We start from the raw sequence: 16,549 nt of genomic DNA on the forward strand, positions 1-16,549 counted from the left end.
GGGCTGCTTTTTATGTGAAAAAAATATGGCGAAAATCTTGTAGAATTCTGTAGGAATAATGCCTACGATATGAATTGTAGAGATGGGAAGATAAATGTAGAATTATTTTGTGTAATGGACAGGCTGGGTCTGACTGTCCGAAAATAAAGCAGGAGGGTACATATAAATGGGAAATAAATATCTGATAAAGGAAGCGGCAAAGCTGGTTGATGTGGAGCCTCATGTATTAAGGTATTGGGAAGAGGAACTTGATATGCGGATCAAGCGGAATGATATGGGACATCGATATTATGATGAGCAGGATATCCGCATTTTAAAGAAGATAAAGGAATTGAAGGATCGCGGAATTCAGCTTAAGGCAATACATGAACTGGTGCAGAAAATGTATGATATTTTGGAAAATGGTGTTCCGGCAGAGGATGCATCCAAAGAGGTAGAGGCAGATTTTACCTCGGAGTTAGTGAATACGGTAACACAGATCGGTGAAGATGTGGATGACGATCAGGCAAGGATCGTGGATTTCAAGCTGGTTCAGTTCCAGTCCGTGATGTCAAAGATCGTTGGAAATTCCATAAAGGAGAATATTAAGCCAATCAGTCAGGCAGTGACAGCGGAGACAACCGAGCAGATAGCAAAGCAGATGGATGTCATTATGAGAGAACAGGACGAGCGGGCTGAGGAGCGGTACCGAAGACTGGATACCGTGATCCGGGAAATGCAGCAGACCAGACGGGAGATTGCGGCAGCAGAAACTACCGGAAAAAAGAAAAAACATTTCTTTGGCAAGAAAAATAAGTAACAATGTATGCAGATCCATCTATCATTCGTTTTCTTTATAAAAACTTCATATAAGAGGCTGCAAAAGCATGATATAATGAGCGTAAGCCGAGCAATGCAGAATAAAAAGTACATAGACCGAATGTAAGCTTGCTTACAATGAGGTCTATGTAGTTTTTATTCTATAGTGCGAAGCACGGACATCGAGTAATCAGAAAGATTACGAGATGAGCATTGCGAAGGAAAAGACATCGAGTAATCAGAAAGATTACGAGATGGGTATTGAAAATTTTTTATAAAGGAAAACATATGAAGATCATTAAAAAAGTTAAATGGGCATTGGTTTCGGTTTGGATTTTTATCGTGTTGATCATGGTGATAGGAACGATTGTGATCGGACGAAGTTATCTGTCAGAAATGTTTGGAGATGGATATAGTATACAGTCATTATATTCCATTAGTGATCCGATCAAGGAGACCTATAGAAATCTGTCGATTATCATGTCGGAGGTACAGGAAGATCTGCAGACAAATCCCAATAAATTTTATGATAAAAAATATTTTGAAAGTTTGAATCAGAAAGCTGGAAATTACAGGACATCGGTTCTCGTCTATCTGAACGGAGAATTTGTATATTCCGGAATACAGAAAGATATAGAGGAACTGGAATCCTCGTTACTTACTAAAAGAACCATTTATACAAATGGTGAAAGAGACATTGATCAGGATAACAATTTATCGGAAGTCAGTGTGGAAGATATGGGGGCACAAGGTTCATACTCATTTGGAGAGAATGGAAAAACCTATGAATATATGTTGACTACCCCGCAAGCATATCTGTGTAATGAGATTGATTATCAGATTGACGGAAAACCGATCAGCGTTTTTCTGGTTACCTACTATGGTAATTATGTCAGCCAGTTTAAGAGTGCACTTGTGGGTTTCATTTTTATGATGTTTTTGATCATGCTTGTGTTGACGACGGCATTGTTAGCGCTGGTATATACACAGTTTATTCGACCGTTGGTACGATTAAAAGAGGCAGCAGAGGAGATCGGTACAGGAAATTTGAACAGCCCGGTCGACGTGAGCAGCAGCAGAAAAGATGAGATCGGAGAGTTATGCCGGTCATTTAATGACATGAGGGTACGTTTGAATGAGTCTGTTGAGCTTAAGATGCAGTATGAGGAAGAGAACAGAGAGTTGATCAGTAATATTTCCCATGATCTGAAAACGCCGATCACGACGATCAAAGGTTATGTCGAAGGTCTGATGGATGGTGTGGCAGATACGCCGGAGAAACAGGATCGCTATCTGAAGATGATCTATAATAAGGCAAATGAATTGGATGCGTTGATTAATGAGCTGTCGCTCTATACAAATATTACGAACAATGCGATACCATATGAATTCCACAGGGTATCAGTTAAGGATTATTTTAATGATTGTATGGAAGAGGTTCGGGCAGATCTGTTGTCACATAATATGACTCTTACTTATAATAACTATTGTGCAGAAGATGTAAAGGTTGTCGTTGATCCGGATCAGTTGAAGCGAGTTATCAACAACGTTGTTACGAATGCAATCAAGTATACAGACAAAGAGGAAGGTCATATTGACATTTCTATAGAGGAAAGTGAGAAGATGATCAAGGTATCGATCAATGATGATGGACGGGGTATTGATAAAGAGAGCCTGCCGCATATATTTGACCGAACCTATCGTGCAGACAATGCAAGACGTTCCAGAGGCGGAAGCGGACTGGGACTTGCTATCTGTAAGAAGATCGTGGAAGAACATGGTGGAAAGATCTGGGCAACCAGTACGAAAGGCGAGGGTACAACGATCTATTTCACATTGAAGAAGTACATCAAGGAGGAAAATAAAGATGAGCAGAATATTGATAATTGAAGATGAACTTAGTATTGCAGAACTGGAGAGAGATTATCTGGAGTTAAATGATTTTGAAGTCGAAATAGAGACAAACGGAGCAAAGGGTCTGGATAAGGCACTGGAGAATGACTACAGTCTGATCCTGCTTGATCTGATGCTGCCGGATCTGGATGGATTTGAAATCTGTCGTCAGATTCGTGAGAAGAAGGATATTCCGATCATCATGGTAACAGCGAAGAAGAATGATATTGATAAGATTCGTGGATTGGGACTTGGTGTTGATGATTATGTAACAAAACCCTTCAGTCCAAGCGAACTGGTTGCCAGAGTAAAAGCACATATCTCCAGATATGAGAGATTGATCGGTTCAACTGCATTGCAGAATGATGTGATCGAGATTCGTGGTTTGAAGATCGATAAAACTGATCGTCGTGTCTATGTGGATGGCGAAGAGAAGGTATTTACAAATAAGGAATTTGATCTTTTGACCTTCCTTGCAAGCAATCCGAATAAAGTATTTTCAAAGGATGAACTGTTCAATAAGATTTGGAATATGGAGAGTATCGGGGATATAGCGACCGTAACGGTTCATATTAAGAAGATTCGCGAGAAGATTGAATTTGATACATCTAAGCCACAGTATATCGAGACTGTATGGGGCGTAGGATACAGATTCAGAATGTAGTGAGACAGAAATTATTCAGGCAGGAGAGAGCGTATCAGGGCTTTGGATTGTAAGAGGTTCTGATAAGGAGATAACAGATGAAGATAGAAGTATTATATGAAGATAATGATATATTGGTTGCTGTGAAGCCGTACGGACTGCCATCACAGCCGGATAAGAAGAATTCTGAAAATATGGTCAGTATGTTGAAGCTCCGTATCTTTGAGAAAGAGCATCGGACAGAGGAACCGTATCTGGCACCGATCCACAGATTGGATCGACCGGTTGGCGGCATTATGTTATTTGCAAAGAATAAAGAAGCTGCGGCAAAATTGTCTAAACAGAGCGAAGATGGTGAGATGGTCAAATATTATCAGGCGATCTTAACAGGTGAACTTCCGAATGATGCCGGAACGATTACGAATTATCTGATTCATGATAACCAGACCAATGTCACAAGGATTGTGGATAAAGATACACCGGGAGCAAAATTAGCAGAGCTTGATTATGAAGTGTTAGATGTCATGGAGACAGATGATGGAATCTTAAGCTATGTGCTGATCAATCTTATCACAGGCAGAACACATCAGATCCGTGTTCAGATGGCTGGTAAAAAAGCAGGCATTTGGGGTGATACAAAGTACAATCCTAAGTTCCGGAAGACAAAAAAATCTTATAAACAGATCGGTCTTCATGCATCCAGGCTGGAATTTGAACATCCTGTGACAGGAGAACACATGGTATTTAAGAATGAGCCGGAAGGCAAGGCATTCGAGATTATCGAGCTGGATGAATTTTAGAGATAAAAACCGAAGCTATAGGACAAAATGTGTTGATAAAAACCGCCTTCAACCCTGATAAATAAAGGGATGAAGGCGGTTTAATCTTTTTCAAATAAAATTTGAGGGTGAAAAATATGCTGATAGCTGAATCTGTCTACTACATATATCTATTTGGTTTTTGGGATAGATGTCGGATAGATTACATCTTCAAAGCCATTATAGCTGTGAACCCAGCGCATATTTCCATCGCTGTCATATTCTATTAAGTAGCTTATGATTTCGTCCCTGAAAGTCATAATAAGAACGTTCTGATCATTTATCTCATAGGTTCCTGTCCGTGTCGTCTGCCCTTTTTCGGTGACGGTCATATCTTCTGAGAAGGTAAAGTTCCCCTGATCCTCTACTGTCCATAGGGAATCGCACAGTTTTTCTTCAACTGTCCGTTCATCCCGTTTTTCAGGAAGATGGGTCATAACGAAATAGATTGAGACAAATGCTGCTGTGAGGATCAGAACAACGATAATGGTTATCTTCATAACTTTGAAGGTATGTGTCGTTTTCCTCTGTCTGGACAGGGATGCCTGCTGATCTTTGATCATATCCTGATAGGAGGCTGTGATACTGTAGCTTGAGCCTGTGATACTATTTGTCTTGTTTGTTGATAGTTCCTGTGTTGATTTTAACCGCAGGATAGCAGTCTCGGTCATGCCTTTGGTATTGATGTCTTCGGTCTGATTCGGAAGCTCTTTTTCCTGCAGGTATTGTTCGGAGATGGGAAGTCTGCCTGACTTGTCTGTTCCATTTTTCAGATGGAAGGAAGAATGGGTCTGTTCTTGTTCACTCATTTATTTATCCCTCGGTTTATATACGCAATTTATCATGGATACTATATACACAATTGGTAGAAAATGCAAGAAAAAAATATTTTGCATTCTATAAGAACAATTCCACGAGAACAAGCTATGAGAACAAGCAAAAATCCCTTGAAAATATTGGACTATATCTATATAATGACAGAAGGTATGTAACTTTTTAAAAGACAGGTATAGATGTCAGACACATTTAAAAGGTTACACGATAGAATTATTTTATGAGTATATAAAGGAGAAAATTGAGATGGCTAATGAAAAGAAATTAGTAGAGGCTATTACTTCCATGGACGAAGATTTTGCCCAGTGGTACACAGATGTTGTAAAGAAAGCAGAGCTTACAGATTATTCAAGTGTAAGAGGATGCATGATTTTACGACCGGCCGGTTATGCCATCTGGGAAAATATACAGAAGGAACTCGACAGAAGATTCAAGGAAATAGGCGTAGAAAATGTATATATGCCATTGTTCATTCCTGAAAGTCTTCTTCAGAAGGAGAAGGATCACGTAGAAGGATTTGCACCTGAAGTTGCATGGGTAACACAGGGTGGCTTGGATCCACTTCCGGAGCGTTTATGTGTAAGACCTACATCAGAGACTCTGTTCTGTGATCTGTATTCGAATATCATTCATTCATATAGAGATCTTCCAAAGGTTTATAACCAGTGGTGTTCAGTTGTTCGTTGGGAAAAGACAACCAGACCTTTCCTTCGTTCGATGGAATTCTTATGGCAGGAAGGTCATACGGCACATGCTACAGCAGAAGAAGCAGAGGAAAGAACCATCCAGATGTTAAATGTCTATGCTGATTTCTGTGAGCAGGTTCTGGCTATTCCTATGATCAAGGGACGTAAGACAGATAAAGAGAAGTTTGCAGGTGCAGAGGCTACTTATACGATCGAAGCTCTGATGCATGATGGTAAGGCACTTCAGTCCGGAACAAGCCATAATTTCGGAGATGGATTTGCCAAGGCATTTGGCGTTCAGTATACAGACGCAAATAATAAATTACAGTATGTACACCAGACTTCATGGGGTATGTCAACCAGAATTATCGGCGCGATCATCATGGTTCATGGTGATGACAGCGGTCTGGTGCTTCCACCAAGAATCGCTCCTACACAGGTTATGATCATTCCGATCAACCAGAAGAAGGAAGGCGTTCTTGAAAAGGCACAGGAGGTCAAGGCAGCTCTTTCTGAGAAGTTCACAGTTAAGCTGGATGATTCTAATAAGAACCCAGGCTGGAAATTCTCTGAGCAGGAGATGCGCGGCATTCCGGTTCGTATCGAGATCGGACCAAAGGATATCGAAGCTGGTCAGGCAGTTATCGTACGTCGTGATAACAGAGAAAAGACAGTTGTGTCATTAGATAATATTACAGAAGCAGTTGGAGAGATCCTTGAGAAGATGCAGGCAGACATGCTTGCAAAGGCAACTGCTCACAGAGATGCCAATACACATGAGGCTCATAACTGGGAAGAATTCACTGACATTCTGACAAGAAAGCAGGGATTCATCAAAGCTATGTGGTGTGGCGACAGAGCCTGTGAGGAAGCGATCAAGGATGAGACCGGTGCAACAACCAGATGTATGCCATTTGAGCAGGAGCATCTGTCCGATGTCTGTGTACATTGCGGTAAGCCTGCAAAGACGATGGTATACTTTGGCAAGGCATACTAAGAGGAACATCGGCAAAGACGATGGTATACTTTGGCAAAGTATGATAAAAGAAAGAGTAGCCATTAGCAGATGATAGATAAGTAGTGTATTTGATTTTGCAGAATTTATGATACTTGCAATAGGTGATAACAAACATATTAATAGATTGTTATCACCTATTTTAATGTAATATATATTTGGGATGGAATATGCTGTTTTCAATTGATATCATGAAATATGGCATAGATGATGGCGCAATCATGAAGTATATGGTATAGATGATGACGCTTGAGGGTATATTGGATGAAAAAGCTTGTTAATACCCAGACGAAGGATAGGCATACGGGTATGACAGCTAAGAAACAGAAGTGATACCCAAGTGAGAGGTAGGCATACGGGTATGACAGCTAGAAAACAGAAGTGATACCCAAGTGAGAGGTAGGCATGTGGGTATGACAGCTAAGAAACAGAAGTGATACCCAAGAGAGAGATAGGCATGTGGGTATGACAGCTAAGAAACAGAAATGATACCCAAGTGAGAGGTAGGCATGTGGGTATGACAGCTAGAAAACAGAAGTGATACCCAAGAGAAGGGCAGGCGCGTGGGTATGACAGCTAAGAAACAGAAGTGATACCCAAGAGAAGGATAGATCATAGGGTATACTAGAAGAGAAGATGAGAGATACCCTATCAAAAAATAAAGTAATGGTATTGTGTACAGAAAGGCATAGAAATACCCAAGGAGGAGGTTGTGATATGGAGATCAGGATGCCGGAGAATGCGAAAAAGGTAATAGAGACACTGGAAGCTGCCGGATATGAAGCCTATATTGTTGGTGGCTGTGTGAGAGACAGTATTCTTGGCAGAGAACCGGGAGACTGGGATATTACGACAGCAGCAAGACCGGAACAGGTAAAGGCGTTATTCAGACGGACGATCGATACTGGAATTAAGCATGGTACGGTTACGGTTATGTTTGGTAAAGAGGCATATGAAGTAACCACCTACCGGGTGGATGGAGAATATTCCGATCACAGAAGACCGGATTCTGTGGAATTTACTGCGAATTTAGAAGAAGACTTGAAGCGTAGGGATTTTACGATCAACGCTATGGCATACAGTCCTTCAGCAGGTGTGATCGATCTGTTCGGTGGAATGGATGATCTGGACAATAAGGTCATTAAGGCGGTCGGTGATCCGCTGGCACGGTTTGACGAAGATGCCCTGAGAATCCTTCGGGCGATCCGGTTTGCAGGCCAGCTTGATTTCACAATCGAGAGGGATACCAGAAAGGCGATGATCCTGCGGGCACAGTTCTTACAGGATATCAGTGCCGAACGTATCCGCGTGGAGCTTGACAAATTGCTGACTTCTGCGCATCCGGAGAAATTGATGGAAGCATATGTGACAGGTATAACAGCATATATCCTGCCGGAATTTGACCGAATGATGGAACAGCCGCAGAACAATCCATACCACAAATACAACGTAGGAGTTCATTCGATGGAAGCAGTTAAGGTTATTGAGCCAACTACAGTATGCAGATGGGCTGCGCTGCTTCATGATGTGGGAAAGCCGGAATGTCATACAGTGGATGAAAATGGTATCGACCATTTCTATGGACATAATGAGAAGGGGGCAGAGATTGCCCGTAAGGTGCTTCGCAGACTGCGGTTTGACAATGAAACGACAGATCTGGTATGCAAGATGGTGCTGTGGCATGATTATGGTTTAGGGGAGATGTTGAAAAAGACAACCTTCCGAAAAGCACTCAGCAGGATGGGAGCAGATTTCTTCCCTTATTATATCAAGATTCGCCGGGCGGATATGGCGGCGCAGAGTGATTATAAGTTAGAAGAACGGAGAGGCAGCATCGAGCATCTGGAGAAATTGTATCAGGAGATCACGGATGCGAAAGATTGTCTGACGATTAAACAGCTTGCCATCAATGGAAAGGATTTGATCGCACTTGGCGTAAAGCCGGGAAAAGAGATCGGCGATATCCTGCAGGAGCTTCTGAATCAGGTGCTTGGCAGTCCTGAGTTGAACAACAGAGAAACGCTGCTGTCTATGGCAGATAAATATATTAAGAAGTAAAAAAATAAAGGTGGAATTATAACTGCATCCAGCTAATTATATATTGACATTACCCAAGATTTCGTAATGAGATGCATAGTGCCGGTAAATACGAGTGCCTGTTTGAGTCCGAAGGTAAATGTGACATTTTATGTGAAAGACAGGAGATTATTTAAAACAGATAAAAATATGGAGGTGTAGAATGAGACTGAGGAATGTGTTAATTGTTGTGAAAGATATTGAACGGTCAAAGCAATTTTACCATGATCTGTTTGAACTCGAACCAATATTAGATAATGACGGAAATCTGATTCTGACGGAAGGATTAGTATTGCAGGATGAGAGGATATGGAAAGATTTTCTTAAAAGAGATGTGATATCCCACAATAATTCCACCGAGCTATATTTTGAGGAGCGGGATATCGAAGCTTTTGTTGAAAAGCTGGAGCGGTTATATCCATCGATTGAATATGTAAATCCACTTATGGTTCACAGTTGGGGACAGAAGGTGGTTCGTTTCTATGATCTGGATGGAAATCTGATCGAGGTTGGGACGCCGGCGTAACCGGAAACAGACAAGGAAGCTATATGCGGCGGAAAATTTATAATTCTGGGTGAAACATTGAGGTAACTGTGTATTAAGGGAAAATCTGTTTGACATGAAGGAAAGCAAGTAATACATAAGCTGACGGGGCTAAATAACAGGAGAGAAAAAATGAGAAACATCGTTTTGCTTGTCAGATATACAACACAATCAGGGATGAGAGGGAAATTTGTTGAGGCTGTGATGGCATCCGGGATTTTAGATCAGATTCGGAAGGAAAAAGGATGTGTGTCATATAATTATTATGAGGATGTCGAAGATCCGGACAAACTGCTGCTCGTAGAGGAATGGGAATCGGAGGAGGATCAGCAGAAGCATTTGCAGATGCCGCATATGGAGATGTTAAAGCAGATAAAAGAAAAATATGTCTTTGATACAGTAGTAACAAAAAGATAGGGTTTATATAATGGGAAAGGGGAAATTACTATGTGGAAAATATTTATAATTTTATTCGGAGTGCTTTTCGGCATATTTATTCCAAAATCAATATACGAGAATTATACAGATACAAATCGGGAAGACAGTACTTATGAAGAATATTCATATGCAGACTCAGAGGACAGTGTTTATGGGGACTATCCGTATCCAGATCCGGAGTATGCTGCCGGACGAGGTAACTTGAAAACCTATAACAACAAGGACTATGATCCGACAAAAACAGACTGGGAAAATTATGGGGATACCGGCTCGATCATGGAGATTGCGGACACGGACTGGGCATTAGAAAATGCTCCCGTGTTTCATGTAGAAACAAAGGAACAACTGGCTGGAGTTGTGTATTATGTCAATGCAGTCAAAGGGTATAATGATTCCGTGGAACTCTACCTTGAGGCGGATATAGATCTTGACGGTCTGGAATGGGTTCCGATGGGCGGATGGTACAGACCAGATAGATATCTTGAGTACACTACATTTGTGGGGCTTATAGATGGACAAAATCATATAATAAAAAATATGCATATAGATACAAAATACGGTGGACATTGCGGATTTGTAGGATATTCTTATTCCTTGCAGGTGAAGAATATCACTTTTGAAAAGGCATATGTGTCTGGAGGAACGTATGTAGGAATTGCAGGCGGAGAAATTTATGGTTCTGAAGACTGGATAAATGTAAATGTATCAGGTATGGTTGGAACACCCGGACCTGAAACCGGCTCGATCGTTGGCAGGGAAGCCGGTATTAATTTCAGAGACTGCGATGCAACGGTTGTGTATAAAAAGGAAAACGGAAGATTTGGAAGTATCCGGTATTTTTCACACAGATATCAGTTAATTGCAGAAACACCGGTTGTTGAAGCATTTACCCTGACTTATGAAAATGGCGTGATCATAAGAGATGAAGTTGAAGGATATGATAATCTGGGCTGGCATATTGAGCGGGATGGTTCGCTTCTTTTGGACAGAGCAGCAGAAGGTGAATTGCAGCTGCCGGCAGAATATACATATCCGGATACATCGATCTGGCTTGAGGCATATATAAATGGAACGTATATCAGAGTCAGCAATATAATCGAAGTGCCTTGATCAGATAGCGCTATTTTGTCCGGTATTTCAGGAGAAAGGGAAGTATATTATGTGTTTGCGGAGTGGTGGTGTTTCAGATATTATAATAATATACTTAAATTTGGAGAGCAAAAATGGTTGTATATAAATATGGTGATCCGGAAGCAAATATTGTATTGATTCAGCCAGTGGGAGATCATGATGTGCATGATATAGAAAATGAGGTTTCAGAGATAAAGAAGAGGACTTCTCTGGAATTTCAGATGGTCGCAGTTAAAGTAGATAGCTGGAATCAGGATCTGTCTCCGTGGAGAGCACCTGCTGTATTTGGAAATGAAAATTTTGGCGAGGGCGCATCGGCGTTACTGGTGCAGATATTGGAATTGTGCAAGGATGAAAGAAAGACTTATTATCTCGGTGGATATTCCCTTGCAGGACTGTTTGCACTTTGGGCATCCTGCCAGACGGACAGGTTTGCCGGGATAGCGTCAGCATCCCCATCAGTTTGGTTTCCGGGATTTCTTTCGTATGTGAAAGAATATGGGATTGCAAGCCCGGTTGTTTATCTGAGTCTTGGTGATCGGGAAGAAAGAACGAAGAATCAGGTTATGGCTACGGTAGGCGATTGTATCCGGGAATTGTATGGATGGCTACAGGAGCAGGAGATTGACAGTATACTGGAATGGAATCAGGGAAATCATTTTAAAGAACCGGGAATCCGGACGGCGAAAGCATTTGCATGGGTGATGGAAAGAACAAAAGGAACGATCAGAGGAAGGTGATACTTTATGAATGTTACGATGCTTGGAACAGGAAGTGCACTTGTTACGGAATGTTATAACACCTGTTTTGTGTTGCAGGAAAATGAGAAATATTTTATGGTGGATGGTGGCGGTGGAAGTGCCATTCTGCATCAGTTAAAGCATGCCGGAATTGACTGGAAAGAGGTTAGAACTATCTTTGTGACACATAAACATATCGATCACATTACGGGTATCATATGGATGATCCGTATGATATGCCAGCATATGAAGCAGGGCGAATATGAAGGCGAAGCTGTGATATATGCACATGATGAAGTCATTGATCTGCTGCTTGATCTGGCCAGAAAACTTCTGCCAAAGAAAGAGACAGATTTTATCGGTAAACGGCTGCATCTGATAGCAGTTAAAAATGGAGAGTCTGTTGAAATTTTGAATAAACGGGTTACATTTTTTGATATCCAATCCACAAAAGCGAAACAGTTCGGTTTCTGCATGGAACTGGGAGATGGAGAGAGATTAACCTGCTGCGGAGATGAACCATACAATCCATGTGAAAAGAAGTATGCAGAGAACAGTACATGGTTGTTGCACGAAGCATTTTGTCTGGATGGTCAGGCGGATATATTCCATCCATACGAGAAGCATCATTCAACAGTGAAAAATGCCTGTGAGTTTGCAGAAGAATTGCATGTGAAAAATCTGCTGCTGTATCATACAGAGGATCGGAATCTTTCACATCGAAAAGAATTGTATTATGAAGAAGGAAGAAAATATTTCAGTGGGAATCTTCTGATCCCGGATGATCTGGAAACGTTTATAATTTAATATGGTGATCCGGACGGCGAAAGCATTTGCATGGTTGATGAAGAATATGCTAATATAGTTAGCAGAGGCTAACTGCATTGGCATATTTTTTTTATAAAGGAGAATAGATATTATGTTACAGTGGAAAATATTTATGGTGATGGCATTGATCGGGCATATATTGTGTGGGATTTCAGATGGATTTCTGACATATGCTCCAAATGGAAAAGTCAATCTGACAAATTTTAAGGATTATGAAAAATCCAAGGTAGCCTTTCATGGAATGCCACTGAAGAATCTGTCGGTTGCGATGTTGTTGGGCGTGTGTGCAATGACGCTTGAGATATTCGGATACATAGCTCTTTGTGATTGGATGCAGCAGTATTCAGAAACATATTATCTGATCATGCTAATAACAACACTTGTCATGTTTATCAATCTTGCATTGCATCATCTGTTCTGTTGTCTGGTTGAATGGTTTTTTGTAAAATTAAATCTGACAGAAGAAGCTCTGCACGCGGTATGGGATTTCTTTAAGACAACCTGTTATACGATGTATCTGGGATATCTGGGAATGTTGGTATTTGCGGCAGCATTTTTTATTGCTGTTGTGACAGGAAAAACTTCACTTCCGGCATGGGCATGTATTTTTAATCTGCTGCCGCTTGCAATCGTGATCCTGCCAACAAAACTTCCGGCAAAAGCAAATGTAATCGGGGTGATCATGTTTGCCGGGTTGCTTTTTCTTATATAATGGTCACGTTCGAGAGTCGGGAACTATCGGCGTTCTTACTTTATAGAAATTATCTTGTAAAAAAGTATAAAATAAAGGAAAATGTAAAAAAAGTATAAAATGAGGTAATATATGCAGAAGCCATTTACAATTACATTTAGTAAAGCACCGAAAAACGCATGCATTCATGCAGATAAAACAGCATATTATCATTTACCGGGGCTGTTCGAATTCTATGAGCTGTATCGTGTATTCCTGCCATTGTTCCGGGAGCACAGAGAATATTTCTATGACTGGTGCGAGATCGGTTCGATCTATGGTGCTCCGGCGGACTGTCTGTGGGGTGGCGGACGTGTTGGATATGGTGATTGTGATCCGGAGGATGTACGGGAATTGATGGACGAGTATGGAATCTCAGCCCGATTGACCTTCAGCAACTCCCTGCTTTGTGAGGAGCATCTGGCGGATAAGAGATGTAACGAGCTTTGCAGATTATTTGAGAAAAACGGAAAGGCAGAAAATGGGGTGATCGTCCATTCGGAGCTGTTGTTAGATTACCTAAAAAAGCAGTATCCGGGTTTTTATTTTGTATCATCGACTACAAAGGTTCTGACAGATTTTGAGGAGTTGGTAAAGGAGACAGATCGGGAAGATTTCCGTTATGTTGTGCCGGATTTCCGATTGAATAAGGCATGGGAAAAATGGGAAACACTGACACAGTCGCAGAGGGATAAAGTGGAATTCCTGTGTAATGAATGTTGTTCCTTTGGGTGTAAGGACAGACGCAAATGTTATGAAACGGTCAGTCGCAAGAATCTTGGAGAGGATTGCCCGGAGCATGAGTGTACGGCTTCAGATGTCATGGGCGGTTATCGTTTTTCAAAGGCAATGACAAATCCGGGATTTATCGGAATCAATGATATAAAAGAAACATATCTGCCGATGGGATTTTCTCATTTTAAGATTGAAGGGCGAAGCCTTGGCAGTGCATTGATCTTGGAATTTTTGCTTTATTACATGACAAAACCGGAATATCAACTGCACGTTCGGGAGGTTGTCTATCTGGATAATATGCTGGATCTTTTTTAATGAAGTAAGTGGTTACGAAAAGGTGACTATGTAATAAAAAAGCGCGTACTTTTTTGCGTGATATTTCAATGTAAGCTATGAGTGTAGCAAAAAAACGCCGGATCATTATTTGTCCGAGATAAGAGAAATAAGGAGTTGGTTTCATATGGCATATTTTAACCGCACTCATCTGGCTGGAAGTTATGTATCAAAGGAGCAGCCACACAGCAAACCAAGAAAGTCGGGCAGAGTTAAGATTGTGGAGTAGTGCAAGAAGTAATATTATATGGTTCAAGGGCAAAAGGTACAGCGATGGAAAGAAGCGATATTGATATTGCTGTTTCGGGTGTGGATAACTTTGAATCACTTGTTGAAAAAGTGGAAGAATTGCCAACACTTTTCAGTGTGGATTTAGTGAATATGGATACCTGTAGGAATCAGTTATTATTGGAGGATATCAGGCAATATGGACGAGAAATTTAACAGACGGTTTTTATCTTTCTGCAATTCACTGGATGGATTGTCGGATTAAAGCCATCCCAATTTTTCGTTTGACTTTTTCGAAAATGAGAAATATAATAACGTCTTGAACGAGTAGCAAACATGCGTAAATCCAGTTTTGCTGCTCTTTTTTTTAATTATATATTGCCATTAAAAAGTGTGTAGCTTATCAGCGTAAGTCCAACTTATAAGATAAGTACACACTTTTTTTATGTGAAAAAGGAGGATTAAATTAAGATGGCGGAAAGTAATAAGATGAGGGAGATGCCGGTAAATAAGCTGATGGTTCAGATGGGAATACCGATGATCCTGTCGATGGCATTACAGGCGGTCTATAATATCGTGGACAGTGCATTTGTAGGCAATATGAAGGTGGGGAGTGAAGCAGCATTAAATGCACTCACACTGGTATTTCCGGTTCAGATGCTTATGGTGGCTGTGGGAATCGGAACAGGTGTAGGAACAAATGCACTTCTTGCCATGACACTTGGGCAGAGAGATATGAAAAAAGCAGCAAGAGTCGCAGGCAACAGCTTATTTCTTGGTGGAATTATTTATGTGGTATGTCTGTTATTTGGTATCTTTGGAGTGAAAGCCTACATCTCATCTCAGACCGTTGATCCGGAAGTTATCTCGATGGGAACAACATATTTGCGGGTCTGCTGTGTGTTGTCCTTTGGCATTGTCTTCTTTTCATTATTTGAAAAATTATTACAGGCAACAGGACGTTCCCTTTATTCAACAATCGGTCAGGTTGCGGGAGCTGTTATAAATATTATTCTTGACCCGATCATGATTTATGGTATCGGACCTGTTCCGGAAATGGGAGTAGCGGGAGCCGCATATGCTACCGTCATAGGACAGATCGTATCTGCCGGTTTGCTTCTGGTATTTCATCTGAAGTTAAATAAGGAATTTGAACATGGAATAAAACATATGAAGCCAAGTGCCAGAACTATGAAAGAGATATATTCCATTGGTCTTCCTGCTATCATTGCACAGGCACTTATGTCAATTATGGTTTATGCGATGAATCTTATTTTAAAGTTCAATCCTTCCGCCCAGACGGCATATGGATTGTTTTATAAGGTGCAGCAGTTTGTATTGTTCCTTGCATTTGGACTGAGAGATGCAATCACGCCGATCATAGCTTTTGCATATGGCATGGGAAGCAAGAAAAGGATCAAAGATGGAATCCGCTATGGTCTTATTTATACCATAGCATTGATGATCCTGGGCGTTCTCATCACAGAGATTTTTCCAAATGCCTTTGCTTCGCTGTTCAATGCAGGTCAGTCAAGAGCGTATTTTATCGGTGCAATGAGAATTATCTCGATCAGTTTTATATTTGCCGGAATCAATGTGGCATATCAGGGAATCTATCAGGCATTGAATGGCGGCCTTGAGTCGCTTGTCATATCACTTCTCAGACAGCTTGTGATCATATTGCCATTGGCAGCGATTTTTTCTGTCTTTGTAAGAAATGGTCAGATAGGTGTTTCGTTGATCTGGTGGGCGTTCCCGATTACAGAATTTATCTCATGCTTAGCGGGATATGTATTTTTGAAGAAAATACAGAGAAACAAGGTAGAAAAATTAGGATAAACTACGAATGTGGTATCTGTAAGCTCGGTAAGAGGGAAAACTGTTTTGAATTTGTTCCGTGTCTGTGCAATATGGATGAGCGGAATTCAGGACAGGTGAATGAAAAGTCTAATCCTTCAGCTTTGTAAGATTGACAAAAACAATACAATGCAGTATATATAGAACAATATAAATGCTTGTCTCGGCGTTAAAGAAGACTATAGATTTTGCTGTTTCTGAACATAACAGTATGCTCTATAG

At 40.9% G+C, this 16,549-nt stretch carries 16 protein-coding genes; 15 read left to right on the forward strand and 1 reads right to left on the reverse strand.

Going from position 1 to position 16,549, the window contains the following annotated elements; translation table 11 throughout:
* Nucleotides 1-166 precede the first annotated feature (166 nt).
* From CLOL250_RS00060 to CLOL250_RS00075, 4 genes are all read left to right on the forward strand, one after another.
* Nucleotides 167-799, forward strand: coding sequence for a helix-turn-helix domain-containing protein (locus CLOL250_RS00060; protein ID WP_008399750.1), 633 nt, complete (start codon nucleotides 167-169; stop codon nucleotides 797-799).
* 287 nt (nucleotides 800-1,086) lie between these two features.
* Nucleotides 1,087-2,688 carry a sensor histidine kinase gene (locus tag CLOL250_RS00065; protein WP_008399751.1) on the forward strand — a complete coding sequence of 534 codons (1,602 nt, stop codon included), beginning with the start codon at nucleotides 1,087-1,089 and terminating at the stop codon, nucleotides 2,686-2,688.
* On the forward strand, nucleotides 2,666-3,355 hold the full coding sequence (locus CLOL250_RS00070; protein ID WP_008399752.1) for a response regulator transcription factor: 690 nt from the start codon (nucleotides 2,666-2,668) through the stop codon (nucleotides 3,353-3,355). The genes CLOL250_RS00065 and CLOL250_RS00070 overlap by 23 nt, the downstream gene beginning before the upstream one ends.
* A gap of 77 nt (nucleotides 3,356-3,432) precedes the next feature.
* On the forward strand, nucleotides 3,433-4,134 hold the full coding sequence (locus tag CLOL250_RS00075) for an RluA family pseudouridine synthase (protein WP_008399753.1): 702 nt from the start codon (nucleotides 3,433-3,435) through the stop codon (nucleotides 4,132-4,134).
* A 149-nt stretch (nucleotides 4,135-4,283) separates the two neighbouring features.
* Here CLOL250_RS00075 and CLOL250_RS00080 read toward each other — a convergent pair whose 3' ends face one another.
* A complete protein-coding gene (locus tag CLOL250_RS00080) occupies nucleotides 4,284-4,961 on the reverse strand; it encodes a hypothetical protein (protein ID WP_008399754.1) in 678 nt (225 codons plus the stop codon).
* 271 nt (nucleotides 4,962-5,232) lie between these two features.
* On the opposite strand from CLOL250_RS00080, the gene proS reads away from it, so the two are divergent.
* The 11 genes from proS to CLOL250_RS00135 all read left to right on the forward strand — a co-directional run bounded on the left by proS (nucleotide 5,233) and on the right by CLOL250_RS00135 (nucleotide 16,309).
* On the forward strand, nucleotides 5,233-6,669 hold the full coding sequence (proS, locus tag CLOL250_RS00085; protein ID WP_008399756.1) for a proline--tRNA ligase: 1,437 nt from the start codon (nucleotides 5,233-5,235) through the stop codon (nucleotides 6,667-6,669).
* Between the two features lie 735 nt (nucleotides 6,670-7,404).
* Entirely contained in the window at nucleotides 7,405-8,745 is a 1,341-nt protein-coding gene (locus tag CLOL250_RS00090) for a CCA tRNA nucleotidyltransferase (RefSeq protein WP_044944481.1), read from the forward strand.
* A gap of 181 nt (nucleotides 8,746-8,926) precedes the next feature.
* Complete coding sequence (locus CLOL250_RS00095; protein ID WP_008399759.1) at nucleotides 8,927-9,289, forward strand: VOC family protein; 363 nt, start codon at nucleotides 8,927-8,929, stop codon at nucleotides 9,287-9,289.
* Between the two features lie 150 nt (nucleotides 9,290-9,439).
* On the forward strand, nucleotides 9,440-9,724 hold the full coding sequence (locus CLOL250_RS00100; protein ID WP_008399760.1) for a putative quinol monooxygenase: 285 nt from the start codon (nucleotides 9,440-9,442) through the stop codon (nucleotides 9,722-9,724).
* A gap of 30 nt (nucleotides 9,725-9,754) precedes the next feature.
* Nucleotides 9,755-10,855 carry a hypothetical protein gene (locus CLOL250_RS00105; RefSeq protein WP_008399761.1) on the forward strand — a complete coding sequence of 367 codons (1,101 nt, stop codon included), beginning with the start codon at nucleotides 9,755-9,757 and terminating at the stop codon, nucleotides 10,853-10,855.
* Nucleotides 10,856-10,968: 113 nt separating this feature from the next.
* On the forward strand, nucleotides 10,969-11,616 hold the full coding sequence (locus CLOL250_RS00110; RefSeq protein WP_008399762.1) for an esterase: 648 nt from the start codon (nucleotides 10,969-10,971) through the stop codon (nucleotides 11,614-11,616).
* 6 nt (nucleotides 11,617-11,622) lie between these two features.
* On the forward strand, nucleotides 11,623-12,423 hold the full coding sequence (locus tag CLOL250_RS00115) for an MBL fold metallo-hydrolase (protein ID WP_008399763.1): 801 nt from the start codon (nucleotides 11,623-11,625) through the stop codon (nucleotides 12,421-12,423).
* 112 nt (nucleotides 12,424-12,535) lie between these two features.
* A complete protein-coding gene (locus CLOL250_RS00120) occupies nucleotides 12,536-13,156 on the forward strand; it encodes a DUF6796 family protein (RefSeq protein ID WP_008399764.1) in 621 nt (206 codons plus the stop codon).
* A gap of 111 nt (nucleotides 13,157-13,267) precedes the next feature.
* Nucleotides 13,268-14,224, forward strand: coding sequence for a hypothetical protein (locus tag CLOL250_RS00125; RefSeq protein ID WP_008399765.1), 957 nt, complete (start codon nucleotides 13,268-13,270; stop codon nucleotides 14,222-14,224).
* 291 nt (nucleotides 14,225-14,515) lie between these two features.
* Nucleotides 14,516-14,686: a nucleotidyltransferase domain-containing protein gene (locus tag CLOL250_RS00130; protein ID WP_147554354.1), complete on the forward strand. Its 171-nt coding sequence runs from the start codon at nucleotides 14,516-14,518 to the stop codon at nucleotides 14,684-14,686.
* 255 nt (nucleotides 14,687-14,941) lie between these two features.
* The gene (locus tag CLOL250_RS00135) at nucleotides 14,942-16,309 is read left to right on the forward strand and encodes an MATE family efflux transporter (protein ID WP_008399771.1); all 1,368 of its coding nucleotides are present in this window, start codon (nucleotides 14,942-14,944) and stop codon (nucleotides 16,307-16,309) included.
* The last annotated feature ends 240 nt before the right edge of the window (nucleotides 16,310-16,549 follow it).

The organism is Clostridium sp. L2-50 (assembly GCF_000154245.1).
In the GTDB taxonomy this organism is placed as follows: domain Bacteria; phylum Bacillota; class Clostridia; order Lachnospirales; family Lachnospiraceae; genus Coprococcus.

What these genes read in the sequence shown, in the direction of transcription:
- CLOL250_RS00130 (WP_147554354.1), top strand. Translation starts at nt 14,516, where the DNA reads ATGGAAAGAAGCGATATTGATATTGCTGTTTCGGGTGTGGATAACTTT.
- CLOL250_RS00115 (WP_008399763.1), top strand. Translation starts at nt 11,623, where the DNA reads ATGAATGTTACGATGCTTGGAACAGGAAGTGCACTTGTTACGGAATGT.
- CLOL250_RS00125 (WP_008399765.1), top strand. Translation starts at nt 13,268, where the DNA reads ATGCAGAAGCCATTTACAATTACATTTAGTAAAGCACCGAAAAACGCA.
- CLOL250_RS00095 (WP_008399759.1), top strand. Translation starts at nt 8,927, where the DNA reads ATGAGACTGAGGAATGTGTTAATTGTTGTGAAAGATATTGAACGGTCA.
- CLOL250_RS00060 (WP_008399750.1), top strand. Translation starts at nt 167, where the DNA reads ATGGGAAATAAATATCTGATAAAGGAAGCGGCAAAGCTGGTTGATGTG.
- CLOL250_RS00135 (WP_008399771.1), top strand. Translation starts at nt 14,942, where the DNA reads ATGGCGGAAAGTAATAAGATGAGGGAGATGCCGGTAAATAAGCTGATG.
- proS (WP_008399756.1), top strand. Translation starts at nt 5,233, where the DNA reads ATGGCTAATGAAAAGAAATTAGTAGAGGCTATTACTTCCATGGACGAA.
- CLOL250_RS00080 (WP_008399754.1), bottom strand. Translation starts at nt 4,961, where the DNA reads ATGAGTGAACAAGAACAGACCCATTCTTCCTTCCATCTGAAAAATGGA.
- CLOL250_RS00120 (WP_008399764.1), top strand. Translation starts at nt 12,536, where the DNA reads ATGTTACAGTGGAAAATATTTATGGTGATGGCATTGATCGGGCATATA.
- CLOL250_RS00090 (WP_044944481.1), top strand. Translation starts at nt 7,405, where the DNA reads ATGGAGATCAGGATGCCGGAGAATGCGAAAAAGGTAATAGAGACACTG.
- CLOL250_RS00065 (WP_008399751.1), top strand. Translation starts at nt 1,087, where the DNA reads ATGAAGATCATTAAAAAAGTTAAATGGGCATTGGTTTCGGTTTGGATT.
- CLOL250_RS00105 (WP_008399761.1), top strand. Translation starts at nt 9,755, where the DNA reads ATGTGGAAAATATTTATAATTTTATTCGGAGTGCTTTTCGGCATATTT.
- CLOL250_RS00100 (WP_008399760.1), top strand. Translation starts at nt 9,440, where the DNA reads ATGAGAAACATCGTTTTGCTTGTCAGATATACAACACAATCAGGGATG.
- CLOL250_RS00110 (WP_008399762.1), top strand. Translation starts at nt 10,969, where the DNA reads ATGGTTGTATATAAATATGGTGATCCGGAAGCAAATATTGTATTGATT.
- CLOL250_RS00075 (WP_008399753.1), top strand. Translation starts at nt 3,433, where the DNA reads ATGAAGATAGAAGTATTATATGAAGATAATGATATATTGGTTGCTGTG.
- CLOL250_RS00070 (WP_008399752.1), top strand. Translation starts at nt 2,666, where the DNA reads ATGAGCAGAATATTGATAATTGAAGATGAACTTAGTATTGCAGAACTG.